Origin of the sequence: Bacillus sp. ISL-34 (assembly GCF_018613325.1) — a bacterium.
Lineage (GTDB): Bacteria > Bacillota > Bacilli > Bacillales > DSM-1321 > Peribacillus.
The window spans coordinates 103,848-120,093 of record NZ_JAGGQJ010000025.1 but is presented as its reverse complement, the minus strand read 5'-3'; the positions used below and the strand labels follow the sequence as shown (position 1 = coordinate 120,093).

Genomic DNA, 16,246 nt, shown 5'->3' with positions numbered 1-16,246 from the left:
GGGGTGCATTCAATGAGATTATCATGGATTGCCGGACTTTTACTATTCGTTCAACAAGTGAATATTTCTGAAAGCTTATCGGTAATTCACCAAGGACAAACGATTGCCAGTGTCAACCATGCTGATATTACTATGCCCTTTCTAGATGTTCCGATCATGGACGTGGATAAATACAATCCATTTGTCGAAAAAATAGACCGACAAGTGTACCAAAAACCTGTAAATGCCACAATAGACAAACAAGGTAATATTCTTCCTGGGCGGGTAGGTTACAAGCTATACCATCAAGCATTTAAAGAGCACTTTTATTCCTTTTTGTACAGTAGTAGAGCATACAAACTAGAAGTACCTTTGCTTGCTATTCATCCAAAAGTTGACAGCGAATTACTTGCGGAGATCCGTGAAAAAAAGATCGGTGAATATAGAACCTATTTTAATGTGAACAATAAAAATCGTTCTAATAATATCTCACTTGCTACAGAAGCCATTAATAATTATGTCGTGTTTCCAGGAGAGATGTTTTCGTTTAACCAAGCCGTTGGCAAGAGATCAGTAGATAAAGGATATTTGCTCGCTCGAATTATCGTTAAAGGAGAATTTTCTGAAGGAATTGGTGGAGGGATTTGTCAGGTGTCTTCCACCTTGTTTAATGCTATCGACAATGCAGGGTTGCAAACCATTCAACGCTATTCCCATACTAGGAGCGTTCCGTATGTTCCATCTGGCCGCGATGCTACAGTAAGCTGGTATGGTCCTGATTTTAGTTTTAAAAACACATACAATCAACCTATTCTAATCCGAGCTACAACGCAAGGAGGAATGGTAAGTATCATGGTTTACTCTTCAAATATGATTAATTATAAGACACGAAAAGTTCCCAACGCATCAAATCAGATATCAAAAGAACAAATTTACCGTTCGTAAAAGTATCTTTCACGAACGGTGCAATTTCTTGAAAAGCCAGTTTCAACGTTCGTTTAAGTGAGAAACGTCCAAACGTTCACGACCTACATTTACTTTTACGCAAGTTCCGAACGGAATAATATTCCTGAAAACAAAAAGTTAAGAGAATTTCCCCCTTATTACCCGATTAATTGAACATTATCTGCAATCCATTTCCCATTCATGAAAATATATTGTAATTCCACTTTCTTCCATGTTTATTTTTTAATTCCGAACCCCTTTTGGTTACAAAACTGAGAGCTGTCCATAGACGGCTTTTTCTTTTTGAAATAAAAGGTACAGGTTAGTTTAGTCGGTGTTTAAATAATTCAGTCACTTTAGGAGATAAAAAGTCTAAGATATTTTTTAGATTAAAATTATTTCGATATATCCAACCATCTATTTATTTGAGAATATTTGGTGTGTAAAATCGGAATTAAAACACTTACATTTCCTGTTATTTGTGTATAAATACCCGAATATATAGAATTATCTTTAAATTTAAATTATTCAGTGTTATTATATTATAAGAATATTTAAACTATTAAATTGGAAGGTGAGGGAACTCATATGTCACAGATGCTGGCTTTGGTTATAGTTATTCTGATTTTATTTGTAGGAGACATAGTGGCGGTTCGAACAAAAGCCTGGGTACCTTCCGTTTTCATTTCCGCGATCCTATTTCTATGTGGTTATTGGACATTCTTCCCGAAAGACATCGTTTCAATAGCAGGTGTTCCACCGGTAGTGGCAACCATGATGATGTACCTATTGATCACGAATATGGGGACATTGCTTTCAATAAGAGAATTGGTGAATCAATGGAAAACGATTGTCATCTCCTTATCTGGTATTCTTGGTATTGTTGCACTATTATTCGGAATTGGCATATTTATATTTGATCTGCAAACTGTCCTTGTAGCGATTCCACCTTTAGTGGGCGGAATGGTATCTTCAATAATCATGTCAGAAGGAGCGGCAGATGCAGGACTTACGAGTTTATCGGTTTTTGCCATCGTTATTTATGTAATGCAAGGTTTTGCTGGTTATCCTTTAACTTCAATTGTCTTGAAGAAAGAAGGGAAGAAGCTTTTGGAGCAATATCGCAATGGAAAATTAACGGTAAAAAAGAGTGATACTGCATCCGCTGCAGAAGGTATGACGGAACTAAAACTGTTTAAAAAACTTCCTGAAAAATATAATACGGATTATTTTAAATTTTTAAGACTTGCGGTCGTTGCTTTTCTCGCTTACCTTGTTTCGACTGGATTAGCGCCGATTATATCAATAAATGCATTTGTTCTTTGCTTATTATTCGGGGTTGTCGGAAAAAGTATAGGTTTCTTGGAAAAACAGACTCTTCAAAAAGCAAATGGATTTGGATTTGCCATCATGGCCCTTATGCTTTTCGTCTTTGATGGATTAAAAAATGCAACACCAAGTATGATGATGGAGATTCTTTACCCACTTGTTGTTTGCATTTTCTTAGCTGTTATTGGCATGTATATATTCTCATTCATAGCAGGGAAATTGTTGAAAGTCAGCAAAGAAATGGCCTTTGCTGTATCTTTAACAGCATTATACGGGTTTCCGGCTGATTACATCATCACCAATGAAGTCGTCAATTCATTAACAAAAGATGAAAATGAAAAAGAAGCATTGCTAAGCCATATGCTGCCGCCAATGCTTGTAGGCGGATTTATATCGGTTACAATCGTATCGGTTATATTGGCAGGAATATTCGTACAATTCTTGTAAAGTAGGAGGGATTCTTAGTGAGTCTTATCGAACGTATAGAAAAGCAAATAAATGATTTGAGCGAATTTACTTCAACACCAGGAAAAGGGACTACACGGCTTACGTTTAGCAAGGAAGACTTACTTACACGTAATTATATTAAAAATAAAATGATGGAATACGGTCTAAAAGTACAGGAAGATGGATTTGGAAATATTTTTGGAAAGCTTGAGGGTGCTTTAAAAGATGCACCAAGCGTTTTGATCGGTTCACATTTTGATTCCGTACCAAATGGGGGTGCGTATGACGGACCAGCAGGTGTAATTGTTGCTCTTGAAGTGGCTGCCCTATTTGCAGAAAATCAATTAACACCTAAATATCCATTGGAAATCGTTGCCCTGATTGAAGAAGAGGGTGCCCGTTTTGGCGGAGGATTAATGGGGTCGAGAGGAATAGTGGGAACACTTAGTGAGGAAAGTTTTAAAAACTTAAGAGATAAAGAAGGTATCACAACAATTGAAGCGATGTCAAAAATCGGACTGGATTTCTCTCTTCCCAAAAGGAGAAACCCCAAAGACATTAAAGCATTTCTCGAATTGCATATAGAGCAAGGACCAATCCTTGAAGAGAAGAATATCCCCATTGGTGTCGTTGAAGCTATTGTTGGTTTAACTCAATTCGAAGTAACCATTGAAGGAAAGGCAGGACATGCAGGCACAACCCCAATGGATCGCCGGACGGATGCATTGGTTGCTGCCGCCCAAATTATTTCTCAATTACCGAGCTTTGCAATAGAGGAAGGAGAAGGAACGGTTATCACGACAGGACGACTACATGTTTTACCAAATGGGGCAAACGTCATCCCGAATAAAGTGGTATTTTCGGTAGATATTCGATCCAGCAAGGAAGAACATATTAACAATGTCATCAAGCGGATGAAAGTATTAATCGAATCCCATCATGAACAGGGGATCCATACAACGGCGGAACAGCTGTTATATATGCCGCCAAAGGTATTGAGTAATGAGATTAAAGCTTTATTAAAAGATAAAAGTTCTGATTTGGAAATTCCATACTGTTCCATTAATAGTGGAGCAGGTCATGATGCGATGGTTTTTTCCGATGTGACTGATGTTGGCATGCTCTTTGTTCCAAGTAAAGCAGGACTAAGTCATTGTCCAGAGGAATGGTCTGATGCACGTCATTTAGCAAATGGAGTGCAAATATTTTACGAAGTGGCTAAAAGTTTAACGGAGGTAGAATAAGAATGATTAACCAAACGATAAAAGAAGCGATTCAAAATTATAGTGATGAATTAACAGAAATACGCAGAAAACTTCATAGCGAACCTGAGTTATCATGGGAAGAAGAAAAAACAACTGCCTTTATTTGTGAATACCTTGAGAAATTAGGGGTTACTTACCGCAAAGCAGAACCAACAGGTGTCATTGCAGAAATTAAAGGCGGTAAACCAGGAAAGACGGTAGCATTAAGAGCGGATATGGACGCCCTTTCTGTTGAAGAATTAAATAAAGACTTGCCGTATGCTTCAAAAGAAGAAGGAAAAATGCATGCATGCGGTCATGATGCACACACATCAATGCTATTAATTGCAGCGAAGGCACTAAACGTAATAAAAGAAGAATTACCTGGGAATGTGCGATTAATATTTCAACCAGCTGAAGAAGTAGCAACAGGTGCAAGGGAAATGGTTAAACAAGGGGCTGTCGAAGGTGTTGATAATGTTTTTGGCATACATATCTGGTCGCAAATGCCAACAAACAAGGTTGCTTGTACTCCAGGCCCTTCATTCGCTTCTGCAGACATCTTTACAGTAAGGTTTAAAGGTAGAGGGGGACATGGTGCAATGCCGCAGGATTGTATCGATGCAACTATTGTTGCTTCTTCATTCGTCATGAATGTACAGTCTGTCGTATCAAGAACGGTAGACCCACAAAATCCCGCTGTTTTGACCGTTGGAAAAATGGCCGTTGGCACACGATTTAATGTCATTGCAGAAAATGCCGTTATTGAAGGGACTGTCCGTTGTTTTGATCCTAAAACACGTGACCATATTGAAAAACAGCTCCAGATTTATGCTGAAAATGTTGCCAATATTTACGGTGCGACCGCAGAGGTTGAATACTACCGTGGAACGCAAGCTGTCATTAATGATGAATACAGTGCCAAATTAGTGCAAAAAGTGGCTTCAAATGCGTTTGGCGAAGACGCAATATATAATGAAAAGCCCACAATGGGTGGAGAAGACTTTAGCTTCTATTTAGATGAAGTACCTGGAAGCTTCGCTTTAGTAGGATCGGGAAACTCTGAAAAAGATACGCAATGGGCCCATCACCACGGGAAATTCAACATCGACGAGGATGCGCTTGCTACCGGTGCAGAACTTTACGCTCAATATGCATGGGCATATTTGAACGAATAATGGACATTGTCTGCAATTGCCTTTAATATATCATCTCGATTTCGTAAAGCCGGCTACTTCCAATAGCCTTTCAATTTCGGGAATAAAAGGCTCGTCAAGTTTGGATGAATCGTATCTCACTTCCAAAAAAAAGGGTTTTCGTACATTTATTCTGTGTTGAAGTTCTGTATCACCTTTAACCCGAGTTTATTCTACTGACTTTTTGCGGGCTGGATTTGCCATGCTGAATGATTTATTGTAAACATTCGCTGTTTTAACCCATAGGGGTACAATCAGGAAAATCCGGATTTACAACGTTAAGGAAATAATGATATTTCTGATTGTGCCCATTAATTACGAAGGCTACTGTAAAAATGTAATTTACGACAAACAAGAAGACGAAATCTTTAAGATATCGCCGTCTCATACACTACGGGTTTATAATTTTCACAAATCATCATTCGTCGCTTATTTTAAAGCTGATAAACTTTTGCTCCATCATTTCATTCATCGCATATTTGACGCCTTCTCTGCCGACACCGCTGTCCTTCCAGCCTCCATAAGGCATATTATCAATCCGGTAGGTCGGGATATCATTTATGACCACTCCGCCCGTTTCCAAGCGTTCCGCCGCATAAAAAGCTCGTTCTATACTCGGTGTCATCACACCTGAGTTCAATCCGTAACGAGAATCATTTGCATCTTTGATGGCATCATCCAGCGTATCGAATGGGAAAATGCAGACAATCGGACCAAATACTTCGAAACGAAATACCTTTGAGTCACGATTTACATTGGTTAAGACGGTAGGCAATAGTACATTGCCTTCCACTGTACCGCCGCACTCAATTTTTGCTCCTTCCTGTACTGCCTCGTCAATCCAACTTTGTAACCGCTCCAATGATTTTTTTGAAATAACCGCTGTAATATTTGTATTTTCCTCTAGCGGGGAACCGATGACAAGCTGTTTTGTTGCACTGACGAATCGATCCAAAAATTGTTGGTATAGTGATTTGTGGACATAAATCCGTTGAATCGAGATACACACCTGCCCATTATTAGTAAATGAACCCATCACACTTCTTTGAATAATTTTATCTATGTCGACTCCTTCATCAATGATGAACGGCGAATTGGATCCGAGTTCAAGGGTAAGCTTACGGAAGCCTGCCTGCTGCTGGATGAGGTGTCCGACCTCTACACTGCCTGTGAAAGTCACTTTTTTTACATGTGGATGGGTCGTTAACGCTTCACTTAAAACATCCCCTTTGCCCGGAATGATGTTCAATACTCCATCTGGCAACCCTGCTTCTTTAAAAATTTCGGCAAGCACCAGTGCACTCAAAGGGGTTTGTTCGGCAGGTTTTAACACAATCGAATTTCCAGCCGCAATAGCTGGACCAACTTTATGGGCGACCAGATTAAATGGAAAGTTAAATGGGGTGATCGCGGTAACGACGCCAATCGGGGTGCGAACCGTGAAGCCAAAACGGTTTACCCCACCCACTGCCGCATCCATCGGTATTTGTTCTCCATAATTGTTCTTTGACGCTTCTGCAGCAAAACGATAGGTCTGAACCGTACGATTCATTTCTTCACGGGCATTTCGAATCGTTTTCGCCGCCTCCAGCGAAATGATTTTCGCAAGTTCCTCACTGCGTTCTTCCATGATTGCTGCAGCTTTAAATAAAATTTCCGCTCGTGCATGAGCCGGGTAGGATCGGTATTTCTGAAAAGCTGAATTCGCCTCAACAATCGCTTCAATGGCATCCGCTGGTTCAGCCTGTCCGATTTGTGCAATTTCTTCGTTTGAATGGGGATTATATAATGGCTCATATGATTTAGCCTCCCGCCATTTACCACCAATCCACAATTGCCACTTTTTCTTCATCTGAATTCCCTCCATTAATATACGCCTTTATAATTTACAAATATAATCACCTAGTGTTTTCGAAAGCTTTACATTTTCCGAATAATCGACATCCACATCAATCAAGACAATTTCCTGGCTCGAAATCGCTTCTTCTAATGCATGAAGCAATTCATCGGAGTGGGTTACTTTCACTCCTTTAACCCCAAAGCTTTTTGCGAACCCTAAAAAGTCCGGGTCTGTAAATTCAATCGCATTCGTACGATCAAATTTATTCAATTGCTTCCACTCAATTAGACCATATTTTGAATCATGGAAAATGACTATCACGAAGGCAAGACCTAGACGTTTTGCAGTTGCCAATTCAACCCCGTTCATCAGAAATCCACCATCCCCTGTGACCGCAATGACAGGTTTATCAGGTTTTGCCAGTTTGGCTGCAATTGCGCCGGGAATGGCAATCCCCATTGATGCAAAGCCATTAGAAATGATAGTGTGATTAGGCATTTCCGGCTGATACATTCTGGCAATCCATAATTTATGGGCACCCACATCCGAAATGACAATGGCATTCCCCTTTTCCGCCCTTTTCAAATCGGCGATAATCCGCTGAGGGATGATAGGGCTCCCTGATACATCATCCGAAGAATGAAATTTTTCAATGATTTGAGACCTTAACCTTTTCACTTCGGGCCAAAGCTCTTTTTCTACTACGCCAGTGGACAAGGCATCAAGTGCCTCCGTAACATTCCCGACCAATTCAGCTTGAACGGGGTAGTAAGCATCAATCTCAGCAGGTCGAGCATCAATATGAATAATCGGATTCATTGCCTCATCGTTCCAATACTTTGGCAAATACTCGACGAAATCATAGCCGACGGTAATAATAACATCGGCCAAATCAAACCCGCATAGAACATAATCCCTTGCTTGCATCCCTACTGTAAAAAGGGTCAATGGATGGTTAGAAGGTAAAACTCCTTTGGCCATGAACGAATTCACAACGGGAATTTGCTTCGCTTCTGCAAATTTCCGTAAGGAATCAGCAGCTCCATCGCGGATTACGCCATTACCAGCTAGAATAATGGGCTTTTTAGCGCGATTTATTAATTCGACGGCTTTTTTGATTTCTTCCTCGGCTGGGCGGGATATGGGCATTGGTGTAACCGGAAGAGGTTCACCCTCTGTATCCATCGCCGCCACATCTTCAGGGAGTTCGATATGAACAGCTCCCGGCTTTTCTATGACTGCAGTCTTAAAAGCTTTACGGATAATTTCCGGAATCGTATGCGGCACCTTAATTTGCTGATTCCATTTCGTTACTTCCTTAAATACCCCGATAATGTCCACATATTGATGCGACTCTTTATGAATTCGATCAAGGCCAGCCTGACCCGTTATCGCGACTACAGGCGAATAATCCAGATAAGCACTTCCTATCCCTGTCAATAAATTGGTTGCACCCGGTCCCAATGTGCCCAAACAAACGCCAGGCTTTCCAGTTAGCCGGCCATAGATGTCTGCCATAAAAGCTGCAGCTTGTTCATGATGAACCAAGATAAATTTAATATCAGAGCTTATTAGAGAATCAACAAGATCCGTATTTTCCTCACCAGGTATCCCAAAAATATACTGAACCCCTTCATTCTCTAAACACCTTATAAACAAATCAGATGCCTTCAAATTTTTCCCTCCTCGAACATTCAATTTCTTTCCCTATATGTTGGCTTTGCCTGGAAGAAAATATGTACTTGCGTGTATTAAAAACATTCGCCCCTTGTATAAAGAGATTCAGGTACGAGTAAATTAACCTCTATAGTCTTTACTAGGAGGGGTAAAAAATGGATATCGCCAGTCGTTTAATTATCATCTCATTTTTCACTGTTGCACTTGTTGTAATAGCACTTGTCATTTTTCTAATCTATTTATTAATATTTGACCGAAATCAGAAGCATCACGCCATCCTACGGAATTATCCAGTACTAGGCCGGGTGCGCTATTTCTTAGAAAAAGTCGGCCCGGAATTTCGGCAATATTTATTTAACGAGGATACTGAAGGGAAGCCATTTTCAAGGGAGGACTATGAACATATTGTAAAAAGTTCAAAGTATATGCGAGATGTAGTTGGGTTTGGTTCAAAGCGTGATTTTGATGAAGAAGGACTATTTGTTCGGAATGCCATGTTCCCTAAATTAGCCGAAGAAGAAAAATTCGATAGAGAAACTAAGGTGATGACCAAAAGATTTATTTTATTGAAGGATCCGTTATTTACGCAGCGAAAGGAAAAATGGGAGGATGAGGAATCGTCTGCTTACTTATTACATGACGATGATGCCGTGGTCATTGGCCCAAATACAAAACAACCATTTAGATTAAAAGGTTTGATCGGGATGTCAGCGATGAGCTATGGTTCACTAGGATATAATGCCATCACAGCTTTATCGGAAGGATTGGCTCTAGCGAAAGGCACATGGATGAATACTGGGGAAGGCGGTCTATCTTCCTATCATCTAAAAGGCGGTGTCGATATTATTATGCAGATTGGCCCGGCCATGTTCGGAGTGCGAGATAAATATGGGGAAATGGATTGGGACGAGTTAAAGCGGAAAAGTGAAATTCCTCAAGTAAAAGCATTTGAGATTAAGCTTGCTCAAGGTGCCAAAACACGAGGGGGACATATAGATGCTGAAAAAGTCACACCAGAAATTGCCGAAATTCGCAAAGTGGAACCATTCAAATCGATTGATAGTCCCAATCGTTTTCCACAGATCAATGATATACCGACGTTGTGTGAATACATTGAAAAAATTCGTAACCATACAGGTAAACCAGTTGGAATGAAGCTGGTTGTAGGCGGCAATGAAAGCATAGAAGAACTAGCTCTGTATATGAAGGAGACCGGCAAAGGCCCGGATTTTATCACAGTGGATGGCGGGGAAGGCGGTACAGGAGCTTCTTATCAAGAATTGATTGATAGTGTCGGTTTGCCGATTAAATCAGCCCTACCAATTGTGGTCTCGACCCTGCAAAAATATGGGGTACGCGACCGGGTTAAAATTATAGCTTCAGGTAAGCTGTTCACCCCTGACCGGATTGCGATTGCTTTGGCGATGGGAGCGGATCTTGTCAATATTGCACGTGGATTCATGATTACCATAGGATGTATCCAAACATTGAAATGTCATTCCAATGCCTGTCCAGTTGGGGTAGCGACAACAGACCCAGAATTGCAAAGAGCACTCGTAATTGACGAAAAGAAATACCGCGTCGTCAACTTTCTCGTGACACTTCGAAAAGGACTATTTCGAATTTCAGCAGCAGCAGGTTTGGATTCACCCGTCCATTTTCAACCGAAACATATTAGTTATAAAGATGAAAAAGGCGTCGTGACATCACTGGAAAACATCATTCAGGAAATCCGGCAGCAAATCGGTATAAGTGAATCTAGTTAGCAGAAGTTCCTTATTAACTGAAAGATTAGCAAACAGTAACGGTGTGGGATTTTGATTATTCCTATGACTACTATTAACTGTTTATTATCTGCTTCCGAGTTTTTGATCTCCTTGTATGGATCCGCTACATTATTTGATGGTTGGCTTTATGACGGCTGGTGGGGGTACTTCCAGGAATTGGGCCAATTAGCGGCGTTGCACTACTAATTCCTGTAACATCTTCATTGACAGGGGGAATGCCTCCTGAACAAGCTGTAGCCAGCTCAATTATATTTTGCTGGTGTTTATTATGGAGCGATGTATGGCGGTTCTACCGCTTCTATCCTCCTAAACACGCCGGGCGAAGCTTCATCTGCAGTGTTGGATGGATATCCAATGGCAAAGGACCTTACCGTGAGAATCGCGTTTCTATTTATTCCGATTACAGATCATGTTCATATATTCGCGCTAGTAAGTGCTCTTATGGGAGTGGGATTAGAATGCAGAAGACCACTCTAAATGACTACCACTTATGATGCATCACCTTATAAAAGAAAAGGGGAGGTATTTGGCGTTCATAGCAGCAAGTCGTCTTTGCACCTGTTTTTCCGTATCGTTGGTTCCTTAGGCGGATTGGATTTCATCATTATTGAAGGAGATTATCGATACTATCACCGCTTTGGATTTAGAACATCTACGGAATTCTGTATCCATGCGTCTAGGGGAAATCTTCCACCTTCTGTTGAGAGTTTAATGGCTAGAATTGTGTGAAAATAGCATGGCAAATATCTCAGGTGAAGTTGATTATTCGATTTGAAATGGATTGATACATTAACTTCCCTTTGTTAATTTACTGATTTACCCCATTTTTTTAGTCCTTCTGGAAAACTGTTTGTATAGCAAGTTCAAAACAGGTCATCGGTCGGAAGGGATATTTAATATCAGAGGGAAATAGTAAGATAGATGAAAAGAGGGAGATGGAGCTATGAAGAAATTACTTACTAGTTTGGTAGTATTGGCAATGGCCCTTGGGATATCTTTTTCCACCGCATCAGCATCTGCTGGAGGTTTTCACCACCCCGAAAGATGGGAGAAAAACTCTATTTTGCGGAAGGACACTCATGGGGTGGAGGTCAGGAATATGCAATATATCCTGAATGTCATGGGATTTTATACGGATTCAGCAGTGGTTGACGTTGATGGAATTTTTGGACCGAAAACCGAAGCAGGTGTAAAGAAATATCAAAAAGAAAACAACTTGAAAGTGGATGGTGTGGTTGGCCCCCGGACGTGGGATAGTTTCTCGCAATATATTAAGAAGAATGGCAATGAAACATATGGAGCAGGCGGAAACATGGGACTCAGAATTAAATGGAAGTACGACAATTCTTCCTATACATCCGGCTCTAAAGCCTATATTTACGGTAATGGAGATACATTAAGCGACCAATATCGATTGTATGCAAATTAAGATACAGGAAGGACCAATAATTCCTTTCATATGATAAACGTGTCCACAAATAGGCACGTTTTTATTTTTTGTTTTCACGAGTTGATTGTATGTAGTAAACTCCTGTTTCCTTCTTGGATATTGTGTTGGACATTCCTTTCTAACATAAATGAAATTCCTTCCAGGAGATCAGTTTAAGTCCAAAACATTAAAGCAGGTAATGATGTTACTGCTGAAGATGGTGAAAAAATCCATTAATCCTTCTGATTCAAAGAAGGTAATTTTAACTTATTTGAAATTTATTAAAAGTGTATTTCGCTTTTTCGCTTATTGCTTATAAATGAAGAAGTTGATATGCCAGTTTTTTCGATAGACAGGGTATTTGAAATTCCATTCATTTTAAATGGAAAAATGATAAAGTTAGGGGAGGATAGATGTTGTCTTTCAAACTGATCCTCTCCAATCGTTGTAACATCCGTTTGGAAGGAGGGAAATCAAAAAATCATTAAATTAAATTATGGTTGTAAAAGTAAATGTAAGACTTAGGAAGAACACAGCAAAAAGGCTTTGCGGAGGAGGAACACATGTGGGAAATTACTTATCAATTAGTGAAATGGCTACCATTCACAGTATCTCAAGGCAAACACTCATTTATTACGATAAGATCGAATTATTTAAACCTGTACATATAGATGAACATGGTTATCGGTATTATAGTGCAGTTCAGATTCCATTTCTAAGGGAAATTTGCTTTTTGAAGTCGATTGGCATCAAACTGAATGATATTAAGCACCATATTGGAAATCGGAATTTAACCTCTGCCATGTCACTATTGGAATTTCATCAAGAATTCATAGAAAAAGAAATAAATGCCTTGATGAATACACGTACATTTATTCAACAGAGATTAATGAAATATTCAGAAGCCAAAAATATTAAAAGTGAATTGGATAAACCTATTATAGAAGAATTTCCTGAAAGGCATGTCTTATTTATACCATTTGAAAATGAATTGTGCCGGGAAGAATTACATTTAACGCTGATGAAGGCGTGGAATGTATTAAGTAAACATGAGATGCTTCCTTCCGAGGGATTTGGCACGGTTATTCTAAAGGATAAGCTTGGAACGGATGATGTTTTCGAGGGTGCGGGAATATATACTTCATTACCTTTTATAGATCCTGATATGGATAACATGATGACGTTGCCTGCTGGGCAATATGCATGCGTATATAAATATGGAATGCCATATAACTTTGAGTTTTTAAATGACTTGGTCCATTGGATCGGTGAAAATCAGTATAGAATTGTAGGGAACGTCGTGGACGCTTGCTTATTGGATACAACCTTTTACGAGAATGATAATAGTGTTGATTTTTGTCAGCTGCAAATCCCTGTAGAGAAAATTACTTGAATTTTCAAATATCCATTGACTGTATAGTAGAAATACACTTTAGAATATCATTTGTAACCGATAACATATATGGTATTTGAATGTGACTATACATAGGATACTGATCATAAAGTGATAGGGGGATTTTTTATGTCTGAAAAAAAGAATAAAGTGACAGATTTACGTTCTGCGCTGGAACTACTGAAGTCGATTCCAGGACAATTGATTGAAACGGATGAACCAGTCAATCCTCATGCTGAATTATCTGGGGTGTATCGACATGTCGGTGCTGGCGGGACAGTAATGCGTCCAACAAAAATCGGACCTGCCATGGTTTTCAATCATGTATTGGGACATGAAGATTCAAGCGTGGTGATCGGACTCTTATCCAGCCGGGAAAGAGTCGGCCACATGCTGGATACAAGACCGGAGCGACTCGGGTTCCTTTTAAATGAAGCTGTAAAGAATCCAATTGATCCAATCACCATTTCAAATGATAAAGCGAAAGCTCAAGAAGTGGTTCACTACGCAGAAGATCCGGATTTCGATATCAGAAAATTAATACCTGCGCCTACGAATACAGAGGAAGATGCAGGACCGTATATCACCATAGGCATGTGCTATGCCTCCGATTCAGAAACCGGTGAATCTGATATAACGATACACCGTTTATGTTTACAAAGTAAAGATGAGATGTCCATGTATTTTGTTCCTGGCCGCCATTTAGAAGTTTTTCGTGAAAAGGCTGAAAAAGCAGGAAAACCGTTACCAATTTCCATTAGTATCGGTGTTGACCCTGCTATTGAAGTCGCTGCTTGTTTTGAAGCACCTACGACTCCCCTTGGCTTTAATGAGCTGAGTATTGCAGGGGCAATCAGGAAAGAAGCGGTAGAATTGGTCAAATGCTTGACCATTGATGAAAAAGCTATCGCGAATGCTGAATATGTAATAGAAGGGGAATTGGTTCCCGGTGTGCGTGTTCGGGAAGATCAAAACACCAATACTGGAAAAGCAATGCCGGAATTCCCTGGTTATACAGGTTCAGCTGTTGCGGACCTGCCTCTAATCAAGGTGAAAGCCGTAACGCACCGTGTCAATCCAATCATGCAAACAGTTATTGGTCCAAGTGAGGAGCATGTGAATATGGCTGGCATTCCAACTGAAGCAAGCATTCTGCAAATGGTGGAAAAGTCCATGCCAGGAAAATTATTGAATGTTTATGCCCATACTTCAGGAGGAGGTAAATACATGGCTGTTCTTCAATTCAAGAAAAGTCAGCCAAGTGATGAAGGGCGCCAAAGACAAGCTGCACTATTGGCGTTCTCTGCCTTTTCTGAACTTAAGCATGTATTCATTGTGGATGAAGATGTGGATCCCTTCGATAGTAACGATGTTTTATGGGCGTTAAATACTCGTTACCAAGGTGATGTTGATACGGTTTTCATTCCTGGAGTGCGCTGTCATCCGTTAGATCCTTCACAAGATCCCGCATACAGCCCTACCATTCAGGAAAAGGGGATTTCCTGTAAAACCATTTTTGACTGTACAGTACCTTTTCATTTAAAAGATGAATTTAAAAGGTCTGAATTTAAAGAGGTGGATCCAAGTCGATTTGTTCCAGGATTCCCCAATGCATAAATTCTCTATATTAAAAAGTTTCGATTCAATGACTAATGAATAAGGAGGGGAATTAATGAAAATCATTGTTGGGATAACAGGAGCGACTGGAGCCATTTTCGGAATTAGGATCCTTCAGATGCTTAAAAGCAGTGAAGTGGAGACCCATTTAATCATGTCCCCTTGGGCACATGCCACAATTCAACATGAAACTTCATATTCTGTTAAAGATGTGGAGGGATTAGCTGATCATTCCTATTCTTACAAAGATCAAGCAGCAAGAATATCAAGTGGATCATACCGAGTTGATGGCATGATCGTGGCACCTTGCAGTATGAAAACACTAGCTTCCATTCGCATGGGATTAGCGGATAATCTATTAACGCGATCTGCTGACGTCATGTTGAAAGAAAGAAAAAAATTATTACTAATGACAAGAGAAACCCCTCTAAATACGATTCATTTGGAGAATATGACGGAGCTTTCCAAAATGGGGACCATTATATTCCCCCCGATGCCAGCCTTCTATAATCATCCTGATAATGTTAACGATATCATTGATCATCTTGCTTATAGGGCGTTAGATCAGTTTGAAATCGATATTCACGGTGCAAAACGTTGGGACGGAATGAAATATCGCGCCAAAATATAACAGAATAGCAGGGGATTTAGTGTTAATTACTTAAGGAATTAAAGAAAAAGGTGAAAAAATGAATGGGATGGAAATGCCAGAAGAGGTATTCGACTTGTTAAATGGTAAAGAACCTGTCGACAAGCAGCATGAAGCCATGATGCTGTTGACGGTAAGTGAAGAAGGATGGCCGCATACTGCAATGATTAGCGTGGGTGAGATCGTAGCGGTAAGCCGGAAGGAATTAAGGATTGGCCTATGGCCGGATACTTCGACTACAGCCAATGTCATTCGTACCCAAAAAGCTACACTGGTTTTGTTTTGGAAAGGTAAAGCACAATATATTCGACTTTCATTAGAGAGATTAAAAGAGCTGCCAAATGCCCAGCACCAAAGAGAAAGATTCTACGCCCAAATAGTAGAGGCACGGGAGGATATGGCTAAGTATGCTGAAATAACCTCTGGAATTAAAATCGACTTGAAAAATCCTAAAGAAGTTGTTGAACGATGGAGTGAGACCATAGAGGATCTCCTTCGATAAAATTCCCAGGTACCAGCTTTAAATCACTGATAAATCAAAATCATCAAATTATAATTGAGAAAATTAGAACTTCATGTAAAATGGAATCATTACATGTATTTATATCTTGCCTATTCATTAATCATTAAAAAAAGCCCTTTTTTAATGAAAATTAATGAACTGACTGGCTATCTTAATTTCTCGATCAAGTTATCTTGATGGTGAAGTTAAGA

The 16,246-nt window shown here is 39.8% G+C and carries 13 protein-coding genes and 1 pseudogene; 12 read left to right on the top strand and 2 right to left on the bottom strand.

The window, feature by feature from the left end; translation table 11 throughout:
* Positions 1–12: 12 nt before the first annotated feature.
* The 4 genes from J7E52_RS17910 (at position 13) to J7E52_RS17895 (ending at position 5,122) form a co-directional block, all read left to right on the top strand.
* On the top strand, positions 13–924 hold the full coding sequence (locus tag J7E52_RS17910) for a VanW family protein (protein ID WP_214749422.1): 912 nt from the start codon (positions 13–15) through the stop codon (positions 922–924).
* 588 nt (positions 925–1,512) lie between these two features.
* Positions 1,513–2,700 (top strand): hypothetical protein, encoded by a 1,188-nt coding sequence (locus J7E52_RS17905; protein ID WP_214749419.1) that lies wholly within the window; start codon positions 1,513–1,515, stop codon positions 2,698–2,700.
* 17 nt (positions 2,701–2,717) lie between these two features.
* Positions 2,718–3,944 carry a Zn-dependent hydrolase gene (locus J7E52_RS17900; protein ID WP_214749416.1) on the top strand — a complete coding sequence of 409 codons (1,227 nt, stop codon included), beginning with the start codon at positions 2,718–2,720 and terminating at the stop codon, positions 3,942–3,944.
* Positions 3,945–3,946: 2 nt separating this feature from the next.
* A complete protein-coding gene (locus J7E52_RS17895; RefSeq protein ID WP_214749413.1) occupies positions 3,947–5,122 on the top strand; it encodes a M20 family metallopeptidase in 1,176 nt (391 codons plus the stop codon).
* A gap of 436 nt (positions 5,123–5,558) precedes the next feature.
* Here the strand turns inward: J7E52_RS17895 and J7E52_RS17890 are convergent, their stop codons facing one another.
* On the bottom strand, positions 5,559–6,992 hold the full coding sequence (locus J7E52_RS17890; RefSeq protein WP_214749410.1) for an aldehyde dehydrogenase family protein: 1,434 nt from the start codon (positions 6,990–6,992) through the stop codon (positions 5,559–5,561).
* Positions 6,993–7,019: 27 nt separating this feature from the next.
* Positions 7,020–8,654: an acetolactate synthase large subunit gene (locus J7E52_RS17885; protein ID WP_214749406.1), complete on the bottom strand. Its 1,635-nt coding sequence runs from the start codon at positions 8,652–8,654 to the stop codon at positions 7,020–7,022.
* A gap of 158 nt (positions 8,655–8,812) precedes the next feature.
* Between J7E52_RS17885 and J7E52_RS17880 the strand changes: the two genes are divergently transcribed.
* The 8 genes and pseudogenes from J7E52_RS17880 to J7E52_RS17845 all read left to right on the top strand — a co-directional run bounded on the left by J7E52_RS17880 (position 8,813) and on the right by J7E52_RS17845 (position 16,034).
* The gene (locus tag J7E52_RS17880; RefSeq protein WP_214749403.1) at positions 8,813–10,423 is read left to right on the top strand and encodes an FMN-binding glutamate synthase family protein; all 1,611 of its coding nucleotides are present in this window, start codon (positions 8,813–8,815) and stop codon (positions 10,421–10,423) included.
* 158 nt (positions 10,424–10,581) lie between these two features.
* A pseudogene (locus J7E52_RS17875) lies at positions 10,582–10,807 on the top strand (tripartite tricarboxylate transporter permease); the annotation flags it as partial.
* Positions 10,808–10,921: 114 nt separating this feature from the next.
* Complete coding sequence (locus tag J7E52_RS27050) at positions 10,922–11,173, top strand: hypothetical protein (RefSeq protein ID WP_286197857.1); 252 nt, start codon at positions 10,922–10,924, stop codon at positions 11,171–11,173.
* 214 nt (positions 11,174–11,387) lie between these two features.
* A complete protein-coding gene (locus tag J7E52_RS17865; RefSeq protein ID WP_214749400.1) occupies positions 11,388–11,873 on the top strand; it encodes a peptidoglycan-binding domain-containing protein in 486 nt (161 codons plus the stop codon).
* A gap of 565 nt (positions 11,874–12,438) precedes the next feature.
* On the top strand, positions 12,439–13,266 hold the full coding sequence (locus J7E52_RS17860) for a MerR family transcriptional regulator (RefSeq protein WP_214749397.1): 828 nt from the start codon (positions 12,439–12,441) through the stop codon (positions 13,264–13,266).
* Between the two features lie 129 nt (positions 13,267–13,395).
* Positions 13,396–14,883, top strand: a complete 1,488-nt coding sequence (locus J7E52_RS17855; protein WP_214749394.1) for a UbiD family decarboxylase — start codon at positions 13,396–13,398, stop codon at positions 14,881–14,883.
* A gap of 55 nt (positions 14,884–14,938) precedes the next feature.
* Positions 14,939–15,514 (top strand): UbiX family flavin prenyltransferase, encoded by a 576-nt coding sequence (locus tag J7E52_RS17850; RefSeq protein ID WP_214749390.1) that lies wholly within the window; start codon positions 14,939–14,941, stop codon positions 15,512–15,514.
* A gap of 58 nt (positions 15,515–15,572) precedes the next feature.
* The gene (locus J7E52_RS17845) at positions 15,573–16,034 is read left to right on the top strand and encodes a pyridoxamine 5'-phosphate oxidase family protein (RefSeq protein WP_286197856.1); all 462 of its coding nucleotides are present in this window, start codon (positions 15,573–15,575) and stop codon (positions 16,032–16,034) included.
* The last annotated feature ends 212 nt before the right edge of the window (positions 16,035–16,246 follow it).